The organism is Crossiella sp. NPDC003009, from assembly GCF_053591555.1.
Genome location: NZ_JBSFUA010000021.1, coordinates 109,654 through 133,243 on the forward strand (window position 1 = coordinate 109,654; position 23,590 = coordinate 133,243).

A 23,590-nucleotide genomic window follows, 5' to 3' on the forward strand; every position below is an offset into this window, starting at 1 on the left:
GGGCACCGGACCGGTCGGCACCCTGAGTCTGTTCCAGGCCCTGGCCGACAACGAGATCGACGCGCCGCTGTGGTGCCTCACCCGCAACGCGGTCGCTGTCTCCGTCGAGGAGACCGCCGACCCGGTGGCCGCCCAGGTCTGGGGTCTCGGCCGGGTCGCCGCGGTGGAGGCACCCCGCCGCTGGGGCGGACTCGTCGACCTGCCCGCCCAGCCCGCCGAGGACACCGACCGCCTGCTCGCCGCCGCGCTGTCCACTATGGATGGTGAGGACCAGGTGGCGCTGCGGCCGGGCGGGATGTTCCTGCGCAGACTGGTCCGCGCCAGCACCGGCCCGGTCCACCCGGACGCCTGGCGGCCCACCGGCACCGTGCTGGTCTGCGCGAGCGATCCGGACAAGGGCGCGGCCATCGCCGCCTGGCTCACCGAACAGGGCGCGCGGCCGGTGCCGCTGCCCGCACCCGCCGACCGGGACACCCTGGCCGCTCTGGTCGCCGAACACGGTCCGGTGCGCGCGGTGGTGCACGACGTGCTCCGGATGGACCTCACCCCGCTCGCCGAGCTGACCCCGGAGCGGCTCGCCGAGGTGGTCGCCGCCACCGCGGACAGCCTGGCCTGCCTGGACGACCTGCCCGATCTGGCCGCACTGGACGCGGTGCTCTGCTTCTCCTCCATCGTCGGCGTCTGGGGCAGCGCCGAACACGCCGCGATGGCCGCCACCAGCGCCTACGTGGACGCGCTCGCCGGGAACCTGCGGCGGCGCGGCGTCCGGGCCACCGCGGTGTCCTGGGGCCTCTGGCAATCCGGCGGGAAGCCCTCCGCCGCCGGGGAGCGGGTGCGTGGGCACGGGGTGAACGTGCTCAGCGCCGAGGTCGCCTTCACCGCACTGCGCCAGGTCCTGGACCGGGACGAGGTCAACCCCACCGTGGCCGACCTGGACTGGGCCCGGTTCGCCCCGGTGTTCACCGTGGCCCGCCCCAGCCCGCTGATCGCCGCCATCCCCGAGGTCCGGCGACTCGCCGAGGCAGCCGCCGAAGGTGGCGGATCCGCGCTGCGCCAACGGCTGTCCGGACTGGCCGCTGCCGAACAGCACCGGGTGCTGCTGGAACTGGCGCGCACCGAGGTCGCCGCCGCACTCGGCCATCAGGGCAGCGCTGGTATCGCGCCGGACCGGCAGTTCAAGGAACTCGGCTTCGAGTCGCTGACCGCGGTCGAACTGCGCAACCGGCTCGGCGCCGCCACCGGCCTGCGGCTGCCCACCACCCTGGTCTTCGACCACCCCACCGCCACTGCCCTGGCCACCCACCTGCGGGCCGAACTGCTGCGCGAACCCGCCGCAGCGACCACACCCGTGCGCGCGGCGGTGGATTCCGGCGACCCGATCGCGATCGTCGGCATGGCCTGCCGCCTGCCCGGCGGCATCACCGCGCCGGAACAGCTGTGGCAGCTGCTCGCCGAGGGCCGGGACGCGATCTCCGGCTTCCCGGCCGACCGCGGCTGGGACCTGGCCGCCCTCGCCGACGGCGGCTCAAGCACCCAGCAGGGCGGGTTCCTCTACCAGGCCCCGGAATTCGACGCGGCCTTCTTCGGCATCAACCCGCGCGAGGCCGCCGCGATGGACCCGCAGCAACGACTGTTGCTGGAAACCTCCTGGGAGGTGTTCGAGCGGGCAGGGATCGACCCGAAGTCGTTGCCGGGCAGCGCCACCGGGGTGTTCGTTGGCACCAACGCCCAGGACTACGCCACCGGCGCCTACCAGGCCCCGGACGCCGACGCGGGCTACGTGGGCACCGGCAGCGCGGCCAGCGTGCTCTCCGGCCGGGTGGCCTACACCCTCGGACTGGAGGGCCCGGCGGTCACCATCGACACGGCCTGCTCGGCCTCCCTGGTCGCCCTGCACCTGGCCGCCCAGGCCCTGCGCAGCGGCGAATGCGATCTGGCGCTGGCCGGTGGTGTCACCGTGATGGCCACTCCCGGCATGTTCGTCCAGTTCAGCAGCCAGCGCGGCCTCTCCGCCGACGGCCGTTGCAAGGCGTTCGCGGCCGAGGCGGACGGCACCGGCCTGGGCGAGGGCGCGGGTGTGCTGCTGGTGGAACGGCTTTCCGACGCACTGCGCAACGGGCACGAAGTGCTCGCCGTGGTGCGGGGGAGTGCGGTCAACCAGGACGGCGCGTCCAACGGCCTGACCGCGCCGAACGGGTTGGCCCAGCAGCGGGTGATCCGGCAGGCACTGGCTAACGCGGGTCTGCGACCGTCCGAAGTGGACGCTGTCGAAGCGCACGGCACCGGCACCGTGCTGGGCGATCCGATCGAGGCGTCCGCGGTGCTCGCCGCCTACGGCCAGGACCGGGACACCCCGCTGTGGCTGGGCTCGCTCAAGTCCAACCTCGGGCACACCCAGGGCGCGGCCGGGGTCGCCGGGGTGATGAAGATGATCCTCGCCCTGCGGCACAACCAGTTGCCGCGCACACTGCACGTGACCGAACCCTCCCCGCATGTGGACTGGTCCGCCGGATCGGTCTCGCTGCTCACCGAACCGGTGGCCTGGCCCGAGAACGGCCACCCGCGCCGTGCCGGGGTGTCCTCCTTCGGCATCAGCGGCACCAACGCGCACGTGATCATCGAGCAACCGCCCGCCATCCCGGTCACCGAGCGCATCACGCAGCCGGGCGTCACCCCGTGGCTGCTCTCCGGCCGGACCGCCGACGCCCTGCGCGCCCAGGCCGGGCAACTGGCCGGGTTCCTGGCCGAGCGGCCCGAGCTGGACCCGGTGGACATCGGCTACTCCCTGGCCACCACCCGCTCGGCCTTCGAGCACCGCGCGGTGCTGGTCGGCGCGGACCGGGCCGAACTGGACCAGGCGCTGAGCACGGCCACCGGCGAGGACGCGGCCAACCCGGTCGCCGGAGGACTGGCCTTCCTGTTCTCCGGCCAAGGCGCGCAGCGACTCGGCATGGGCCGTGAGCTGTACGACGCGTACCCGGCCTTCGCCGAGGCGTTCGACGCGGTGTGCGCGGAGCTGGACCCCGAACTGCGCACGGTGATCTGGTCGGATGCCGAACGCCTGGGACGGACCGAGTTCACCCAGCCTGCGCTGTTCGCCGTCGAGGTCGCGCTGTGCCGGCTCCTCGAAAGCTGGCGGCTGCGCCCGGACTTCGTGCTCGGGCACTCCATCGGCGAGATCGCCGCCGCACACGTGGCCGGGGTGTTCTCCCTGGCAGACGCCTGCCGTCTGGTGACCGCGCGCGGCCGGTTGATGCAGACGCTGCCCGCGGGCGGCGTGATGGTCTCGGTGCGCGCCGGACTGGACGTGGTCGAGCCGCTGCTCACCGACCTGGTCAGCGTGGCGGCGGTGAACGGGCCGGAGTCGGTGGTGATCTCCGGTGCCGAAGCCGAGGTCTTGCCGATCGCGGAGACCCTGGCGGAGCGTGGTGTGAAGACCAAGCAGCTGCGGGTCTCGCACGCGTTCCACTCGCCCATGGTGGAGCCGGTGCTCGACGAGTTCCGGACCGTGGTCGAAGGATTGACCTTCGCCCAGCCGGAAATCCCCATCGTGTCCACTGTGGACGGCGATCCGGCGACGGCGGAGTACTGGGTGCGTCAGGTGCGGGAGCCGGTGCGGTTCGCCGATGGCATCCAGCGCCTGGCCGCGGAGGGCGTCACCGCCTACCTGGAGGCCGGTCCGGGCGGCACCCTGACCGCACTGGCCCAGGAGAACCTCACCGCGGGCGAGATCGTGGTGCCCGGACTGCGCGGTGACCGGGACGAGCCGCGCGCGGTGCTCGCCGCCCTCGGCGGACTGCATGTGGCCGGACTGCCAGTGGACTGGGCCGCGGTGTTCGCCGGGCGTGGCGCCCGCCGGGTCCAGCTGCCCACCTACGCCTTCCAGCGCACCAGGTTCTGGCCGGCCGCGGGCGCACCGGCCGGGGATGCCGCGGGCTTCGGCGTCGAACCGGCCGAGCACCCGCTGCTCGGCGCGGCGGTCGCGCTGCCTGACTCCGGCGGACTGGTGCTCACCGGCCGGGTCTCGGTGGACACCCAGCCCTGGCTGGCCGATCACGTGGTCGGCGAGAGCATCCTGTTCCCCGGCACCGGCTTTGTCGAACTGGCCCTGCACGCGGGCGAGCGGGTGGACTGCCCGGCACTGGCCGAACTCACCCTGGAATCCCCGCTGGTCCTGCCCGAACGCGGCGCCGTGCAACTCCAGGTCGCGGTGACCGCGCTGGAAGACGGCCGACGGGCGCTGAGCGTGTACTCCCGGCCGGAACGCGCGGTGACCGCGGACACCTGGACCTGCCACGCCCGCGGCCTGCTCAGCACCGACTCCGCCACCCCCGCACCCGAATCGGACTGGCCACCGGCCGACGCCGAACCGGTGTCCCTGGACGGGCTGTACGACCGGTTCGCCGAGGGCGGCTTCGGCTACGGCCCCGCCTTCCGCGGCCTGCGCGCGGTGTGGCGGCGGGAGGCCGAGGTCTTCGCCGAGGTCGAACTGCCCGAGGCCACGAGCCCCACCGGGTTCGGCCTGCACCCCGCCCTGCTCGACGCGGCCCTGCAGAGCGCCGCGCTGACTGGCGGAACCGAACGCGCGCAACTCCCGTTCGCCTGGCGCGGCGTGCGCCTGCACGCCACCGGCGCGACCGCGCTGCGGGTCCGGCTGTCCCGGCCCGCCGAGGACACCGTGTCGCTGACCGTGGCCGACCCCGGCGGCGCCGAGGTCGCCTCGATCGAGGCCCTGGTGTCCCGGCCGGTCTCGGCCGAACATCTCGCGCTGGGCCGGGGCGGCGTGCACGACTCGCTGTTCCGGATCGACTGGACCGAGGTCTCCGGACCGGAACCCGCCCCGGTCACCGCGGTCTGGCTGGGCGAAAACGGACTGGCCGAACTGGCCGAGGTGCCGGACGTGGTCGTGCTGCCCTGCACCACCGACCCGGACGCTGACGTGCCCGCCGCGGTGCGCGCCGCCACCAGCCGCGTGCTCGCCGTGCTGCGTGACTGGCTCGCGGACGACCGCTTCGCCGCCGCCCGCCTGGTCGTGCACACCCGGGGCGCGATCTCCGTTGCCGGTGAAGGGGTTACCGACCTGGCCGGGGCCGCGGTCTGGGGCCTGGTCCGCTCGGCCCAGGCGGAGAACCCCGGCCGGTTCCTGCTCATCGACGCCGAGGACACCGCGGCCCTGCCCGGCGCGCACACTGTCAGCGAACCCCAGCTCGCGGTCCGGTCCGGCGCCCTGTACGCACCCCGGCTCACCCGGGTCCCGGCGCCCGCCGACCCGGAAACCCCGGCCCGGCACGGCACCGTGCTGGTCACCGGCGGCACCGGCGGCGTGGGCGCGGCAGTGGTCCGGCACCTGGTCGGCACGCACGGGGTCAAGCACCTGGTGCTGGCCAGCCGCCGAGGCCCGGACGCGCCCGGCGCGGCCGAACTGTCCACACTGGACGCCCAGGTGCGGATCGTCGCCTGCGATGTGGCCGACCGCGCCGCGCTGGCCGAGCTGATCAACTCGATCGACCCGGCGCACCCGCTCACCGGTGTGGTGCACGCGGCCGGGGTGCTCGACGACGGCGTGATCGGCTCGCTCACCCCGGAACGTCTGGACACCGTGTTGCGCCCCAAGGCCGAGGCCGCCTGGCACCTGCACGAGCTGACCCGGGACCTCGACCTGTCGATGTTCGTGCTGTTCTCCTCGGCCGCGGGTGCCATGGGCGGACCCGGCCAGGGCAACTACGCCGCCGCGAACGTCTTCCTGGACGCCCTCGCCGAACACCGGCACGCCACCGGGCTGCCCGCCCAGTCGCTGGCCTGGGGCTGGTGGGCCGAGGCGGGCGGGATGAGCGGCGACCTGGACGGCACCCGGCTGACTAGGGACGGCATTGCGCCACTGAGCAACGCCGAGGCGCTGACCCTGTTCGACACCGCCCTGCGCCTGCCGCTGCCCGCGCTGGTCACCACCCGGCTCAACCTGGCCGCGCTGCGGCCGCTGGCCACCGAAGGGATGCTGCCGCCGTTGCTGCACCGGCTGATCCGGGTCCGCCGCCGGGCCCAGCAGAGCAGCGCGGACACCACCACCCTGCGTGCCCGGCTGCGCACCCTGCCCGAGGCAGGCGCCCGGGAGGAGCTGCTGGACCTGGTCAGCCGCCAGATCGCCCTGGTGCTCGGCCACGGCGGCAGTGCGACCATCGCACCCGGCAGCGCCTTCACCGACCTCGGCTTCGACTCGCTCACCGCGGTCGAACTGCGCAACGGCCTGACCACCCGCACCGGGCTGCCACTGCCAGCCACCCTGGTCTTCGACTACCCGACCCCGCTGGCCCTTGTCGAGCACCTCTTCGTCGAACTCCTTGGCGGACAAGAGGATCCTGCCACTCCGGTCCGCCGGATGCGGACCGCCGACACCGAGCCGATCGCGATCATCGGCATGGCCTGCCGCTACCCGGGCGGCGTCAGTTCGCCCGATGACCTGTGGCGGCTGGTCGCCGCGGGCGAGGACGCGATCTCCCGGTTCCCGGAGGACCGCGGCTGGGACGTGGCCGGGATCTACGACCCCGAACCGGGCCTGCCCGGCCGCACCTACACTCGCGAGGGCGGGTTCCTGCACGAGGCCGCCGAGTTCGACGCCGCCTTCTTCGGCATCAACCCGCGCGAGGCGCTGGCCATGGACCCGCAGCAACGGCTGATGCTGGAGACCTCCTGGGAGGCGGTCGAACACGCGGGCATCGACCCGAAGTCCTTGCACGGCAGCCAGACCGGCGTGTTCACCGGCGTCATGTACCACGACTACGGCAGCCGGATGGTCACCGTGCCGGAGGGCCTGGAGGGCTACCTCGGCACCGGCAACTCAGGCAGTGTGGCCTCCGGCCGGATCGCTTACACCCTGGGCCTGTCCGGCCCCGCGCTCACCGTGGACACCGCCTGCTCCTCCTCGCTGGTCACCCTGCACCTGGCCGTGCAGGCCCTGCGGTCCGGGGAGTGCGATCTGGCGCTGGCCGGTGGTGTCACGGTGATGTCCACCCCCAGCCTCTACCTGGAGTTCAGCCGCCAGCGCGGACTCGCCGCCGACGGCCGCTGCAAGCCCTTCGGCGCCGGCGCGGACGGCACTGGCTGGTCCGAGGGCGCGGGCGTGCTGCTGGTGGAACGGCTCTCCGACGCCGTGCGCAACGGCCACCCGGTGCTGGCCGTGGTGCGCGGCAGCGCGGTCAACCAGGACGGCGCCTCCAACGGCCTCACCGCACCCAACGGACCGGCTCAGCAACGGGTCATCCGGCAAGCCCTGGCCAACGCGGGTCTTCGACCGTCCGATGTGGACGTGGTCGAGGCCCACGGCACCGGCACCGTGCTGGGCGACCCCATCGAGGCACAGGCGTTGCTGGCCGCCTACGGACAGGACCGGGACACCCCGCTGCGACTCGGGTCGATCAAGTCCAACTTCGGGCACACCCAGGCCGCGGCCGGGGCCGCCGGGATCATCAAGGTGGTGCAGGCCCTGCGGCACAACCAGTTGCCCCCCTCCTTGCACGCCGAGGAACCCTCCCCGCACGTGGACTGGTCCGCCGGTTCGGTCGAACTGCTCACCAAGGCGGTGGACTGGCCGGACAACGGCCGCCCTCGCCGGGCAGGGGTGTCCTCCTTCGGGATCAGCGGCACCAACGCGCACGTGATCATCGAGCAGCCGCCGGTGACGATCGAGTCGGAACCGGCCGCCCCGGCGCTGGTCCCGTGGGTGATTTCCGGGGCCACCGAGGACGCCCTGCGTGCCCAGGCCGACCGACTGCTGTCCACTGTGGACGAGGACGTGGTGTCGGCCGGGTACTCGCTGGCCACCGGCCGGGCCGCACTGTCCTGGCGGGGCGTGGTGCTCGGCGCCGAGCCGGCCGAGTTCCGGTCCGGACTCAGCGCGCTGGCCGGGCGGGAGGCCGCGGCGAACGTGGTGCTGGGCGAGGTGCGGCCGGGCAAGCTCGCCTTCCTGTTCTCCGGCCAGGGCGCGCAACGACTCGGCATGGGCCAGGAGCTGTACAAGACCTTCCCGGTCTTCGCCGCCGCCTTCGACGAGATCTGCGCCGAACTGGACCCCGAACTGCGTGCGGTGATCTGGTCGGATGCGGAACGCCTGGGACAGACTGAGTTCACCCAGCCCGCGCTGTTCGCCGTCGAGGTCGCGCTGTTCCGGCTCCTCGAAAGCTGGGGCGTGCGGCCGGACCTGCTGGCCGGGCACTCCATCGGCGAGGTCGCCGCCGCGCACGTGGCCGGGATCCTGTCCCTGCCGCACGCGGCCAGGCTGATTACCGCGCGAGGCCGCCTGATGCAGGCGCTGCCCGCCGGTGGCGTGATGGTCTCGGTGCGCGCGCCACTGGCCGAGGTCGAGCCACTGCTGACCGAACTGGCCGCGGCGGCGGCGGTGAACGGTCCGGAATCCGTGGTGCTCTCCGGTGCCGAGGCCGACGTGCTGGCCATCGCCGCGACGCTTGCCGAACGCGGGCACAAGACCAAGCAGCTGCCGGTATCACACGCCTTCCACTCGCCGCTGATGGACCCGATACTCGACGAGTTCCGGACCGTGGTGGGCGAACTGTCCTTCGCGCAGCCCCGGATCCCCATCGTGTCCACTGTGGATGGTGATCCGGCAACGCCGGAGTACTGGGTGCGGCACGTCCGGGAGGCCGTGCGGTTCGCCGACGCGGTGCGCGGCCTGGCCGGGCAGGGAGTGACCCGGTTCCTGGAGGTCGGACCGGACGCGGTGCTCTCCGCCATGGTCGAGGACTGCCTGGACCAGCCCCCAGTCGTCGCGGCCACCGCCCGCCGGGACCGGGACGAGCCCCGCACCCTGCTGACCGCCCTGGCCCGGCTGCACATCGCCGGGGTCCCGGTGGACTGGACCGCCTTCTTCGCCGGACGCGGCGCGCGCCGGGTTCCGTTGCCCACCTACGCCTTCCAGCGCGAGCGGTACTGGGTGGACCTGGAACCGCCGCAGCAGGCCGACACCGCGTTCTGGGACCTGGTCGAGCAGGGCGATCTCGGCTCGCTGGCCGCCCAGCTCGACGTCGAGGCGCCCGCACTGGGCGCGGTGCTGCCCAAACTCGCCGCCTGGCGCCGCCGCCACGCCGAGGACTCCCGGGTGGACGACTGCCTGTACCGCATCACCTGGCAGCCACTCGGCCCGGTCGCCGGCGGCATCCTCACCGGAACCTGGCTCGTAGTCGCACCCGCGGGCATCGACCTCCCTTGGGCGGCCGGACTCCGCGCCGAACTGCGGAACCGCGGCGCGGAGCCGGTGTGGCTGGAACTCGACCAGGACACCAACCTGGCGGCCCGAGTGCGCGAAACCGGTCCGCTCGCTGGTGTCCTGTCCCTGCTCTCCTTCGACGAGCGCGCCAAGCCCGGCACCCCCGCCGTCTCCCAGGGCCTGGCCGCCACCCTCACCCTGGTCCAGACCCTCGCCGGGCAGGGCCACGGACCGCTGTGGTGCCTCACCCGGCAAGCGGTGTCCACAATGGAGAGTGAACCCGCCGATCCGGCGCAGGCCCAGATCTGGGGCTTGGGCCGAGTGGTCGGACTGGAGTATCCGCAGGACTGGGGCGGCCTGCTCGACCTGCCCGCCAACCCGGCCCCGGACACCCTGGCCCAGGTCGCGGCCGTGCTGGGCGGCGCGCTACCCGGTGAGGACCAGCTCGCCCTGCGCGCCACCGGCGGCCACGCCCGCCGCCTCGAACACGCCCCGCCCCGGCCCACCGCGATCTGGAGTCCCGGCGACGGAGCGGTGCTGGTCACCGGCGGCACCGGCGCACTCGGCAGGCACCTGGCCCGCTGGCTGGCCGCCGCGGGCGCCCGGGAACTGTTGCTGGCCAACCTCCAGGGCCCGCACGCGCCCGGCGCGCAGGAGCTGTGCGCCGAACTCGCCGAACTGGGCGCCAAGGCCACCGTGCTCGCCTGCGATGTCGCCGACCGGGACGCGGTGTCCGCACTGCTCAGCGCGCATCCGGTGACCTCGGTCTTCCACATCGCCGGACTGCTCGACGACGGTGTGCTCGGCTCACTCGACGCCGAGCGGTTCGATCGGGTGCTGCGGGCCAAGGTGCTCGGCGCCCTGCACCTGGACGAACTGACCCGCGACCGTGAGCTGACCGCGTTCGTCACCTTCTCCTCGATCGCCGGGGTGCTCGGCTCGCCGGGTCAGGGCAACTACGCCGCCGCCAACGCCGCGTTGGACGCGCTCGCCGCCCGCCGGCACGCCGACGGCCTGCCCGCCACCACCGTGGCCTGGGGGCCGTGGGCCGGTGGCGGCATGGCCGAACACGTGCTCACTGGCGAGGACGGCCTGCCGCTCGGCCGCCGCGGCCTGCTCGCGCTGCCACCGGGCCTGGCCCTGGCCACGCTGGGCCGGGCGCTGGGGCGGGCCGAGCCCGCGCTGACCGTGGCCGATATCGACTGGGCACGGATCGCGCCGCTGTTCAACCTGATGCGGCCCAGCCCGCTGATCGAGTCCCTGCCCGAGGTGCGCCGGCTCGCCCCCGCCACGGGTGCGGCCGAGGACCTGGTCCGCGACCTCGCCGGACTCGATCCGGTCACCCGGCGGCAGCGACTGGTGGACCTGGTGCGGCGCAACACCGCCGCGGTGCTCGGCCTGCGCGATGAACAGGCCGTGCCACCCGGCCGGGCTTTCCAGGAACTGGGTTTCGACTCGATGACCGCGGTCGAACTGCGCAACAGCCTCGACAGCGCCACCGGCCTGCGGCTGCCCGCGACGTTGGTGTTCGACCACCCCAACCCGGGGGCACTGGCCGAGCAGCTGGCCGCGGAACTGTTCGGCGAGGGCGGTCAAGGGCCGTCCGTCCAGGCCGAACTCGACCGGCTCGCGGCGTCCCTGGCCGCGACGAGTGTGGACGAGACGGCGCATCGCGCCATCGGCGCCCGGCTGCGGGAGCTGCTCGGGCAGTGGAACGCCAAGGGAGACAACGTGCTGGCCACCGAGCAGCTCGACTCGGCCTCGGACGAGCAGATGTTCGAGTTCATCGGCAAGGAGTTCGGGATCTCATGACCGACGACAGGTTGCGGCACTTCCTCAAGCAGGTGACCGCCGAGCTTTACGACACCAGGGCGCGGCTGCGCAAGGTGGAGGACGGCGCAAGGGAACCGGTGGCGATCGTGGGCATGGGCTGCCGCCTGCCCGGCGGCGCGGCCACCCCGGAACTGTTGTGGCAGTTGGTGGACGGTGGGGTGGACGCGGTCCGCGGCTTTCCGCGCGACCGCGGCTGGGACCTGCGGCCCGGTGCGGACTACGCCCAGGTCGGCGGTTTCCTGGCCGAGGCGGCCGAGTTCGACGCCGCCTTCTTCGGCATCAGCCCGCGTGAGGCCCTGGCCATGGACCCGCAACACCGGCTGCTGCTGGAAACCACCTGGGAGACCGTGGAACACGCCGGCATCGACCCGACCACCCTGCACGGCACCGCCACCGGCGTCTTCGCCGGGTGCAGCAACCAGGACTACCTCGCGGGCCCACGTACCCTGCCCGCCGAGGTCAGCGGCCACCTGATGACCGGCAACTCCAACGCCGTCGCCTCCGGCCGGATCGCCTACACCCTGGGCCTGTCCGGCCCCGCCGTCACCATCGACACGGCGTGCTCGTCCTCGCTGGTCGCCCTGCACCTGGCCGCCCAGGCCCTGCGTTCCGGCGAATGCGACCTGGCCCTGGCCGGTGGCGTCACCGTGCTGTCCACCGCCGCGGTCTTCACCGAACTGGCCAAGCAGGGCGGCCTGGCCGGAGACGGCCGCTGCAAGGCTTTCGCCGCCGCAGCTGACGGCGCCGGCTGGGGCGAAGGCGCCGGAATCCTGCTCCTGCAACGACTCTCGGACGCCGAACGCGACGGCCGGAAGATCCTCGCCGTGCTGCGCGGCTCCGCGGTCAACTCCGACGGCGCCTCCAACGGCCTCACCGCCCCCAACGGCCCGGCTCAGCAACGAGTCATCCGCGCCGCCCTGGCCGCAGCCAGATTGGCACCCGCCGAGGTGGACGTGGTGGAGGCGCACGGCACCGGCACCGCGCTGGGTGACCCCATCGAGGCGCAGGCATTGCTGGCGACCTATGGGCAGGACCGGGACCGTCCGCTGTGGCTGGGTTCGGTGAAGTCGAACCTGGGGCACACCCAGGCGGCGGCCGGGGTGGCCGGGGTGATGAAGATGGTGCTGGCGTTGCGGCACCAGCGGTTGCCGCGGACCCTGCACGTGGATGAGCCGACGCCGCAGGTGGATTGGTCGGCGGGCGCGGTGTCGCTGCTGACCGAGCCGGTGGCGTGGCCGGCGGGGGAGCGGCCGCGGCGGGCGGGGGTGTCCTCGTTCGGGATCGGCGGCACCAACGCACACGTGATCATCGAGGAAGCCCCGGCCCGGCGGGAGAGCGAACCCGCCCCGACTCGCGAACACGTCCGCACCATCGAGCCTGCCCCGACCGCACACCCGGTGCCCCTCCTCCTCTCCGGTCGCACTCAGGCCGCCCTGCGTGCCCAGGCCGGAAAACTCCGCGACTTCCTCACCACTCGCCCGCACATCCCCGACCTGGCCCACTCCCTCGCCACCACCCGAACCGCCTTCCCCCAGCGCGCCGTCCTGCTCACCGAACCCACCGCCCTCGACGACGGCCTCCGCGCCCTGCACGAAGACGCCCCGTTCCCCGGCCTCCTTCACGGCACCGCGAACCTCCCCGCCCGCCCGGTCTTCGTCTTCCCCGGCCAGGGCGCCCAATGGCCCGGCATGGCCACCGACCTGATCGCCCACTACCCGGTCTTCGCCAACCGCTTCACCGCCTGTGCCCAGGCCCTTGCCCCCTACCTCGACCGCCCCTTGGCCGACCTGGCTGCCGACGAACGAGCCCTGGCCAGGGTGGACGTCGTGCAACCCGTGCTGTGGGCGGTGATGGTCTCCCTGGCCGAGCTGTGGCGCTCCTTCGGCGTCGAACCGGCCGCCGTGATCGGCCACTCCCAGGGTGAGATCGCCGCCGCCTGCGTGGCCGGGATCCTCTCCCTGGATGACGCGGCCCGGCTGGTCGCCTTGCGCAGCCGGGAACTGATCCCGCTGGCTGGACACGGTGGCATGCTCTCGGTCACCCTGCCCGAGGCACCGGTGCGGGAGCTGCTGACCCGCTGGGGCGACCGGCTTTCGGTGGCCGCGGTCAACGGACCGGCTACCATCGTGGTCTCCGGCGACGACGGCGCGCTCACCGAACTGGAACGAGAACTGTCCGCCCAACGGGTCCAGCGCTGGCGGATCCCGGGTGTCGACTTCACCGCGCACTCCACCCAGATCGAGCAGATCGCCGGAGGCGTCCGCGCCTGCGCCCAGGACATCCGGCCGGGCAAGGCGAGCGTGCCATTCTACTCCACTGTGGACGGTCGCTGGATGGACGGCGCCGAGCTTGACGGCGAGTACTGGTACCGCAACCTCCGCCGGACCGTCCGCTTCGCCGAAGCCTGCACCGCGTTGCTGGCGCAGGGGCATCGGGTGTTCATCGAGGTGAGCGCGCACCCGGTGCTCACCCCGGGACTGACCGAGACCGCGCACGAGTCCGAGCGGGAGGCGGTGGTGGTCGGCACCCTGCGCCGCGAGGACGGCGGGGTGCGCCGGGTGCTGGGCGCACTCGCCGAGGCACACGTGCACGGCGTGCCGGTGGACTGGGCCCAGGTGGTCACCGGCGCGCGGATCACGCTGCCCACCTATGCCTTCCAGCACGAGCGCTTCTGGCTCAGCTCCGGCGCACCCGAAGCCACCGGCGACGAGCTGAGCTACCGGATCGACTGGGTCCCGTTCACCCCGGCGCCCACCCCGCCCACCGGGACCTGGCTGCTGCTCACCGCCGACGCCCAGGACGCCACTGGCGCCGCCCTCGCCACGGCCCTGGCCGGACGGGCCGAGGTGCTCGAACTGCCCGCGACCACCGCCGACCGCGCCGACTTCGCGGACCGGCTGCGCGCCGCCTCCACCGAGTTCACCGGTGTGCTCTCGCTGCTCGGACTCGCCAACGGCGAGCACCCCAGCGGACTGTCCGCGGCCCTGGCCGCCACCCTCACCGTGGTGCAGGCGCTCGGCGACGCCGGGATCGAGGCTCCGCTGTGGTGCCTGACCCGCGCCGCCACCGGCATCGAGGAACCCGCCGATCCGGCGCAGGCCCAGCTGTGCGGCCTGGGCCGGGTGGCCGCGGTGGAACACCCTCGCCGCTGGGGCGGCCTGCTCGACCTGCCCGCCGGGGAGTTCGACCCCGCCCTCGTGACAGCGGCCTTGGTTGGCGCGGGGGAGGAGGACCAGCTCGCCTTGCGCGGCAACGGGTTGCTGGCCCGCCGCCTGGTCCGCGCGCCGCGGACCAGGTCCGGGCGGCAGTGGAAGCCGGAGGGCACGGTGCTGGCCACGGTCAGCGTGCCGGTGCTCGCCGGACACCTGGCCCGCTGGCTGGCCGCCGCGGGCGCGAGTCACGTGGTGCTCGCCGGAGCCGAACCCCCGGACGTCGAGCAGTTGCGCGCCGAGCTGGCCGAGGTCCGGCTCACCGTCACCGAACCGGACACCATTGCCGTACTGGGCAAGCAACTCGCCGCCGACGGTGAACCGGTGCGCACGGTGATCCACGCCAGCGGCACCCGCCCGGCCACCCCGGACGAACTCGCGCCGCTGGCAGACCTGACACCCACTGATCTCGCCCGCGCCCTGGCGCCCACTGTGGACGGTCTCGCCGCGGTCACCGAACTGGCCGGGGACAGCGTGGAACTCGTGCTGTTCTCCTCGATCGCGGGCATCTGGGGCAGTGGCGAGCACACCGCGCTCTCCGCCGCCAACGCCCACCTGGACGCCACCGCCCAGCGCCGCCGCGCCGCTGGAGCGCCCGGCGCCGCGGTCGCCTGGGGCCTGTGGGACTTCGGCTACCAGGTCGACGCCCCGGACTTCGGCCTGCGCCTGCTCGACCCGGCCGCCGCGCTCACCGCGTTGCGCGGGCTGCTCGACCGGGACGAACCCACCGGGGTGCTGGCCGATGTCGAGTGGACCCGGTTCGCGCCGCTGTTCACCGTGGCCCGGCCCAGTCCGCTGTTCACCGGCATCCCGGAGGCCGTCGAGCACAACGCCGAAACCGGCGGCGAACCCGAACTGCTGGGCAGGCTCACCGCGCTGGACCCGGCCGCCCGCCGGACCGCCCTGCTCGACCTGGTGCGCGGGCACACCGCGGCCGTGCTCGGCCACGGCGACCCTGGCGCGATCGAGGCCGACCGGGCCTTCCAGGAACTGGGCTTCGACTCGATGATCGCGGTCGAACTGCGCAACAACCTCACCAGGGCAACGGGATTGCGGCTGCCCACCACGGTGATCTTCGACTACCCGGCCCCCGGCGTGCTCGCCGAACACCTGCACGACGGGCTGTTCGGCGGCGACCACCGGCCAGTCGTGCTGGCCGACCTGGACCGGTTGGAGAACGCGCTGGCCACCGGCACCGACGGACTCGACCCCAGCGCCGACGCCGAGGTCACCCGGCGGCTCAAGGACCTCCTGACCCGCTGGGACGCCCGGCTGCGCGCGGACGGGCCGAACCAGGCCGATATCGGATCCGCCTCCGATGAAGAGCTGTTCGAGCTGATCGACAGCGACTTCGGCAGGCACTGACCAGCACACGACTTTCGCTCTGGGGGCGGTTGTAGATGTCGAACGAAGAGAAGCTCCGCGACTACCTCAAGCGGGTCACCACCGACCTGCGGGACACCAGCGCGCGGCTGCGCGAGCTGACCGACAAGGCCAGCGAGCCGATCGCGATCGTCGGCATGGCCTGCCGCTACCCGGGCGGGGTCAGCTCGCCGGAGGACCTGTGGCGGCTGGTCGCCGAGGGCCGGGACGCCATCGCCGGCTTCCCGGCCGACCGCGGCTGGGACACCGAGGGGCTCTACCATCCGGACCCGGACCACTCCGGCACCAGCTACGTGCGCGAGGGCGGGTTCCTCTCCGGGGTGGCCGACTTCGACCCGGCCTTCTTCGGCATCTCCCCGCGCGAGGCTCTGGCGATGGACCCGCAGCAACGCCTGCTGCTGGAAACCACCTGGGAGACCTTCGAGCGGGCCGGCATCGACCCGGCGTCCCTGCGCGGCAGCGCCACCGGCGCGTTCATCGGGTGCAGCACCCAGGACTACATCCACGGCATGAAGCACATCCCGCCGGAGGTCGAGGGCCACCTGATGACCGGCAACGCGGCCGCCGTGGTCTCCGGCCGCCTCGCCTACACCTTCGGGCTGGAAGGCCCGGCGGTCACCGTGGACACCACCTGCTCCTCCTCACTCGTCGCACTGCACCTGGCCGTGCAGGCGCTGCGCACCGGGGAATGCGACCTCGCGCTGGCCGGCGGCGTCATGGTCATGTCCACTGCCTCGGTGTTCGTGGCCTTCTCCCGGCAGCGCGGCCTCGCCCCCGACGCGCGCTGCAAGACCTTCGCGGGCAGCGCCGACGGCACCAGTCTGTCCGAGGGCATCGGTGTGTTGCTGGTGGAACGGCTCTCCGACGCGGTCCGCAACGGCCACCCGGTGCTGGCCGTGGTGCGCGGCAGCGCGGTCAACCAGGACGGCGCCAGCAACGGCCTCACCGCACCCAACGGGCCGTCGCAGCAGCGGGTGATACGGGCCGCGCTGGCCAACGCCGGGTTGGCCGCGGCCGAGGTGGACGCGGTGGAGGCACACGGCACCGGCACCCCGCTGGGCGATCCGATCGAGGCCCAGGCGCTGATCGCCGCCTACGGGCAGGGCCGGATGGACCCGGTGCGCCTGGGTTCGATCAAGTCCAACCTGGGCCACACCCAGGCCGCCGCGGGCGTCGCCGGTGTGATCAAGATGGTGATGGCGTTGCGGCACAACCGGTTGCCGCGCACCCTGCACGTGGACGAGCCCACCCCGCACGTAGACTGGACCGCCGGTGCGGTGGAGCTGCTGACCGAGCCGATGGACTGGCCGGACACCGGTCGCCCGCACCGGGCCGGGGTGTCCTCCTTCGGGATCAGCGGCACCAACGCGCACGTGATCATCGAGCAGGCCCCCGCCGCGGCCGAGCCGGAGCGGACCGAGCTGCCCGTGGTGCCCTGGGTGCTTTCCGCCCGCACCGGCGAGGCGTTGCGCGCCCAGGCACACCGGCTGGCCGCGCACCTGGACTCCGGCACCGGGTTCGGCCCTGCCGAGATCGGCCGCGCCCTGGCCACCGGCCGCGCCGGGTTCGAGCACCGCGCGGTGCTGACCGGCCGCACCAGGGAGGAACTGCTCGCCGCGGTGCGGGCGCTCGCCGCCAACACGCAGGCCCCCGGCCTGGTGCAGGGCACGGTGACCCGCGGCCGCACCGCCTTCGCCTTCACCGGGCAGGGCGCGCAGCGACTCGGCATGGGCCGGGAACTGCACGAGACCTTCCCGGTCTTCGCCGCCGCCTTCGCGCAGGTGTGCGCCGAACTCGACTTCGACCTCGTCCTGGAGATCTGGGGCGACGAGGAACGGCTCAACCGCACCGAATTCGCCCAGCCCGCGCTGTTCGCCATCGAGGTCGCCCTGTACCGGCTCCTGGAGAGCTGGGGGCTGCGGCCGGACGCGGTGGTCGGCCATTCGGTCGGCGAGATCGCGGCCGCGCACGTGGCCGGAGTGTTCTCCCTGGCCGACGCCTGCCGACTGGTCACCGCCCGCGGCCGGTTGATGCAGGCGCTGCCCGAGGGCGGCGTGATGGTGTCCGTGCGCGCGCCACTGCCCGAGATCGAGCCGCTGCTCACCGACCTGGTGAGCGTGGCCGCGGTGAACGGCCCGGAGTCCATGGTGATCTCCGGCGCCGGGACCGAGGTCCAGGCGATTGTCGAGACCCTGACCGAGCGCGGGGTGAAGACCAAGCGGCTGCGGGTCTCGCACGCCTTCCACTCACCGCTGATGGACCCGATGCTCGCGGAGTTCCGGACCGTGCTCGAAGGATTGTCCTTCGCCAGCCCGGAAATCCCGTTTGTGTCCACTGTGGAGGGTGATCCGGCCACGCCGGAGTACTGGGTGCGGCAGGTGCGGGAGACCGTGCGCTTCGCCGACGCGGTGACCACCCTGGCCGGACAGGGTGTCAGCCGGTTCTTGGAGGTCGGGCCGGACGCGGTGCTGGCCGGGATGATCCAGGACTGCCTGCCCGACGCCGTGGTCGCGCCACTGGTGCGGGCCAACCGGTCCGAACCGGTCACGCTGACCGCCGCCCTCGGCACGCTCGCCGTGGCCGGGCACGCCCCGGACTGGCGGCTGTACTTCCCGCCCGCGCGGCCGGTGCTGCTGCCGACTTACCCGTTCCAGCGGGAGCGGTTCTGGGTGGACGGGGCCGAAGCGGTGGCCGAGGCCGTGGCCGGGCTGGAACTGGAATCGGACTTCTGGGACGCGGTGGAACGCGCCGACATGTCCGCGCTCTCCGCCGTGCTCGGCGCGGACGGAGCCGGGCAGGAATCCCTGGACGCGGTGCTGCCGATGCTGTCCGCCTGGCGGCGCAGGCGGCGCGATGAGTCCCAGGTGGACCGCTGGCGCTACCGGATCGACTGGCGTCCCGTGCCGGTCGGCGACGGCCTGCTCACCGGGAACTGGCTGCTGGTCACCGCGGGCGAGACCCACGGCCTGGACACCACGCTGACCGCGGCCGGTGCCACCGTGCACCGCCTCGATGTGTCCGGTGTCGACGATCGGGTCACCCTGACCGCGCGGCTGGCCGACCACCCGGACCTGACCGGAGTGCTCTCCACACTCGCCCTGGACCACACCCCGCGGACCACCCTGGACACCCTCGCACTGATCCAGGCCCTCGGCGACGCCGAGGTGGACGCCCCGCTCTGGCTGCTCACCCGCAACGCGAAGGAAACCCCGGCGCAGGCCCAGCTCTGGGGCCTCGGCCGGGTGCTCGGACTGGAACACCCGCAGCGCTGGGGCGGTCTGGTCGACCTGCCCGAACAGCTCGATCAGGTCACCCGGGACCGGCTGTGCGCGGTGCTCGCCGCACCAGGTTACGAGGATCAGCTGCGCCTGCGTGCCGAGGGTGCGTACGTGCGCCGGCTGACCCCCGCCCCCACCGGTGGCGCACCGGCCGCGCGCACCTGGCGGCCACGCGGCACCGTGCTGGTCACCGGCGGCACCGGCGGCCTCGGCGCGGAACTGACCCGTTGGCTGGCCGCCAACGGGGCCGCGCACATCGTGCTCGCCAGCCGCAGTGGCCCGAACGCACCCGGCGCCGCCGAACTGGTCGCCGAGATGCAGGCACTCGGCGCGCGGGCCACCGTCGCGGCCTGCGATGTCACCGACCGGGCCGCACTCGCCGCCCTGGTCGAGGATCTGGCCGCGGCCGGTGACCCGGTCCGCGCGGTCCTGCACGCCGCCGGTGTGGTCGCCACCGGCACCCTCGCCGAGAGCACGCCCGCCGAGTTCGCTGAGATCATCGCGGCCAAGGTCACCGGCACGACGAACCTGGACGCCGTGCTCGGCGACACGGAGCTGGACGCGTTCGTGCTGTTCTCTTCCACCGCCGGCGTCTGGGGTGGCGGCGGGCACGCCGCCTACGCCGCCGCCAACGCGCACCTGGACGCCTTCGCCGCCCAGCGCCGCGCCCGCGGCCTCACCGCGACCGCGATCGCCTGGGGCGCCTGGGCGGAGAGCGGCAAGGCCGCCGACACCGAGGTGACCGGCTACCTGGCCCGGCGTGGCGTGCGGGGCATGCCGCCCGAACTGGCCCTGCGCGCCCTGCAACAGGCCCTGGACCACGACGACACCTTCGTGCTGGTCGCCGACCTGGACTGGCCGCGCTTCGCCGCCGGGTTCACCTCCGCCCGCCCGCGCCCGCTGCTGGACGCCCTGCCCGGACTGGCCGCGGCCGAACCGGCCGCCCCGGTCACCGGCTCCGCCTTCGCCCGGGAACTGGCCGAGCTGGAGGAAACCGCGCAGCGGCAACGGGTACTTGCCCTGGTCCGCGAACACACCGCGGCGGTGCTCGGGTACGCCGAGGCCGCCCGGATCGAACCCGGCCGCAACTTCGCCGACCTCGGCTTCGACTCACTGGCCGCGGTGGACCTGCGCAACCGGCTGCGCGCCGCCACCGGTCACGAGGTGCCCACCACGGTCGTCTACGACCACCCCACCGCCGAGGAACTGGCCCGGCACCTGCACGAGCAACTGCTCGGTCACGGCGCCGACCTGCTCCCGGCTCCACTGTCCACTGGGGACGATGATCCGATCGTCATCGTCGGCATGGCCTGCCGCTACCCGGGCAACGTGCACTCCCCGGCCGAACTCTGGGAGCTGCTGCGCACCGGCAGGCACGCCACCGGAGGGCTGCCGACCGACCGCGGCTGGGACACCCCGGGCCTCTACGACGCCGACCCCGGCGAGGGCGCCACCCGCATCACCGACGGCGCCTTCCTCTACGATGCGGCCGATTTCGACGCCGCCTTCTTCGGCATCTCCCCGCGCGAGGCCCTGGCGATGGACCCGCAGCAGCGGCTGCTGCTGGAAACCTCCTGGGAGGCACTGGAGGACGCCGGGATCGACCCGGCCGCGATCCGGGGCAGCCAGGCCGGGGTGTTCGTCGGCACCAACGGCCAGGACTACACCTCGCTGTTCATGGCCGCGGGCTCCGGCGGCCTGGAGGGATACCTCAGCACCGGCAACGCGGCCAGCATCCTCTCCGGCCGGATCGCCTACACCCTGGGCCTGTCCGGGCCCGCGGTCACCGTGGACACCGCCTGCTCCTCCTCGCTGGTCGCCCTGCACCTGGCCGCGGACGCGCTGCGCCGCGGTGAATGCGCGCTGGCGCTGGCCGGTGGCGTCGCGGTGATGTCCACCCCGGTGGCCTTCACCGAGTTCAGCAAACAGGGCGCACTGGCCCCCGACGGCCGGTGCAAGGCCTTCGCCGCCGCGGCCAACGGCACCGGCTGGGGCGAGGGCGTCGGCCTGCTGCTCCTGGAACGGCTCTCCGACGCCCGGCGCAACGGGCGCCAGGTGCTGGCCATCGTCAAGGGCAGCGCGGTCAACCAGGACGGCGCCTCCAACGGCCTCACCGCACCCAGCGGCACCGCCCAGCAACGGGTGATCCGCCAGGCGCTGGCCAGCGCCGGCCTGCGACCGTCCGAAGTGGACGCGGTCGAGGCGCACGGCACCGGCACCGCACTCGGCGACCCGATCGAGGCGACCGCCCTGCTGGCCACCTACGGCCAGGACCGCGACCGGCCGCTGTGGCTCGGCTCGGTCAAGTCCAACCTTGGCCACACCCAGGCCGCCGCCGGGGTCGCCGGCGTGATCAAGATGATCATGGCGATGCGGCACGGCACCCTGCCGCGCACCCTGCACGTGGACGAGCCCACCCCGCACGTGGACTGGACGGCCGGTGCGGTGGAACTGCTCACCGCGGACCAGGACTGGCCGCGCAACGGGCATCCGCGCCGGGCTGGGATCTCCTCCTTCGGCGTCAGCGGCACCAACGCGCACGTGGTCATCGAACAGCCCGAGAACGCGCCCACCGAGCCCGCGTCCACGCCGGAGCCCACGCTGTCCTCCTGGCCGCTGTCCGGCCGCAGCCGCAACGCCCTGTCCGCCCAGGCCAACCGCCTCACCGCCTGGCTCACCGAGCACCCCGAGGCCACCCCGGCCGACGTCGCGCACTCCCTGGTCACCACCCGCACCACGCACGAGCACCGTGCGGTGATCACCGGTGCGGACCGGGCCGAACTGCTCGCCGGGCTCACCGCGCTCGGCCGCGGTGAGACCGCGCCCAACCTGGCCACCGGCGCCGCCACCCCGCACGCCGGACCGGTCTTCGTCTTCCCCGGCCAGGGCGCCCAGTGGGCGGGCATGGCCCTGGACCTGCTCGACACCGAACCGGCCTTCGCCGAACGCCTGACCGAGGCCGCCACCACGCTGTCCGAGCACCTGGACTTCGCCGTGCTCGACGTGCTGCGCGGACACCCCGATGCCCCGCCGCTGGAGCGGGTGGACGTGGTGCAGCCGGTGCTGTTCGCGATCATGGTCGCACTGGCCGAACTGTGGCGGACCAGGGGAGTGGTGCCCAGCGCGGTGATCGGTCACTCGCAGGGTGAGATCGCCGCCGCCTGCGTCGCGGGCGCGCTGTCCCTGTCCGATGCCGCCCGGGTGGTCGCGTTGCGCAGCCGCGAGCTGCGGGCGCTGGCCGGGCAGGGCGGCATGCTCTCGGTGATGCTGCCCGAGCAGCAGGTTCGCGAACTGCTGGACCGCTGGGACGGTCAGCTCGCGGTGGCCGCGGTCAACGGTCCGGCCACCGTGGTGGTCTCCGGCGCGAACGAGGCGCTGCTGGAGCTGGAGACCGAGCTCTCTCGGCTGGGCGCGCCGCGCTGGCGCATCCCCGGAGTGGACTTCATCGCCCACTCCGGCCACGTCGAACCTCTCGCCGAGGCGATCCGGGCCGCCGTGCGCCCGGTCCGGCCGCGGGCCGCGAGCATCCCGTTCTACTCCACTGTGGACGGTCGCTTCGTGGACGGCGCCGAGCTGGACGGCGAGTACTGGTTCCGCAACCTGCGGCACACCGTGCGCTTCGCCGAATCCGTGCGCGGTGTGCTGGACGCGGGCCACCGGGTCTTCGTCGAGGTGAGCGCGCACCCGGTGCTCACCCCCGGCATCGAGGAAACCGCGCACGAGCACGGCGCCGAGGTGGTGGTGGTCGGTTCGCTGCGCCGCGAGGAGAGCGGACCGCGCCGAATGGCGTTGTCCCTGGCGGAGGTGCACGTCAACGGGGTCGCCGTCGACTGGCGCACCAGCGGTGCCCGGCTGACCCTGCCCACCTACGCCTTCCAGCGCAGCCGGTACTGGGTGGACATGAGCGGAGCCGCGATCCACGCCGCCCGGCGGCCAACACTGTCCACTGTGGACTCGATGCGGTACCGGGTCGGCTGGACCCGGCTGCCCGACCCGGTCCCGGTCCCGCTGACCGGCCGCTGGCTGCTGCTCACCACCGGCTCGGCCCCCCGCTACGCCGCCGCGTTGCGGGCCCGTGGCGCGGAGGTCGTCGAGCACATAGTGGACCCGGTCAACCCGGACTTCACCGCTGTTCTGACCGAAAACCCGGACTGCGCTGGCATCCTGTCCCTGCTGGCCACCGCCGAACAGCCGCACCCGGAGCACCCCGCGGCCCCGGCCGGACTGACCGCCACCCTGGCCCTGCTCCAGGCCATGGCCACCCAGCAGAGTGCTGCCAGGCTGTGGTGCGCCACCCACGGCGCGGTCGCGGTGGCCGCACCCGCCGAGGCGCACAGCCCGGACCAGGCCATGATCTGGGGCCTCGGCCGCACCGCAGCCCTGGAGCACCCGGCGAGTTGGGGTGGTCTCATCGACCTGCCCGCCGAGGCGGACGAGCGCACCCTGGACCGGCTGTGCACCGTGCTCGCCGGTCAGACCGAGGACCAGATCGCGTTGCGGCCCAGTGGTTTGCACGGCCGCCGGATGCGCCGCGCACCACTGGGCGCGGCCGCCCCGGTCCGGCACTGGCGGCCGCGCGGCACCGTGCAGGCAGATGTGTACTCCGGCGGAGGGTCGCGCGCCGCTGCTCGGCGTGACGTGGGCGGCCGACAACGGCTGTTATGGCCGTG

The 23,590-nt window shown here is 73.6% G+C and carries 2 protein-coding genes and 1 pseudogene (1 of these 3 cut by a window edge); all 3 read left to right on the plus strand.

The window, feature by feature from the left end:
- Window positions 1–11,029, plus strand: partial view of a type I polyketide synthase gene (locus ACWDY5_RS22590; protein WP_449724145.1) — the 3' portion only. It extends 3,110 nt beyond the left edge of the window; 11,029 of the gene's 14,139 nt are visible here — the last part of the coding sequence; its start codon lies beyond the left edge, outside the window; the stop codon is at window positions 11,027–11,029.
- Window positions 11,030–11,061: 32 nt separating this feature from the next.
- Complete coding sequence (locus ACWDY5_RS22595) at window positions 11,062–15,624, plus strand: acyltransferase domain-containing protein (protein WP_449724148.1); 4,563 nt, start codon at window positions 11,062–11,064, stop codon at window positions 15,622–15,624.
- A gap of 41 nt (window positions 15,625–15,665) precedes the next feature.
- Window positions 15,666–23,590: pseudogene (locus tag ACWDY5_RS22600) on the plus strand (type I polyketide synthase); the annotation flags it as partial.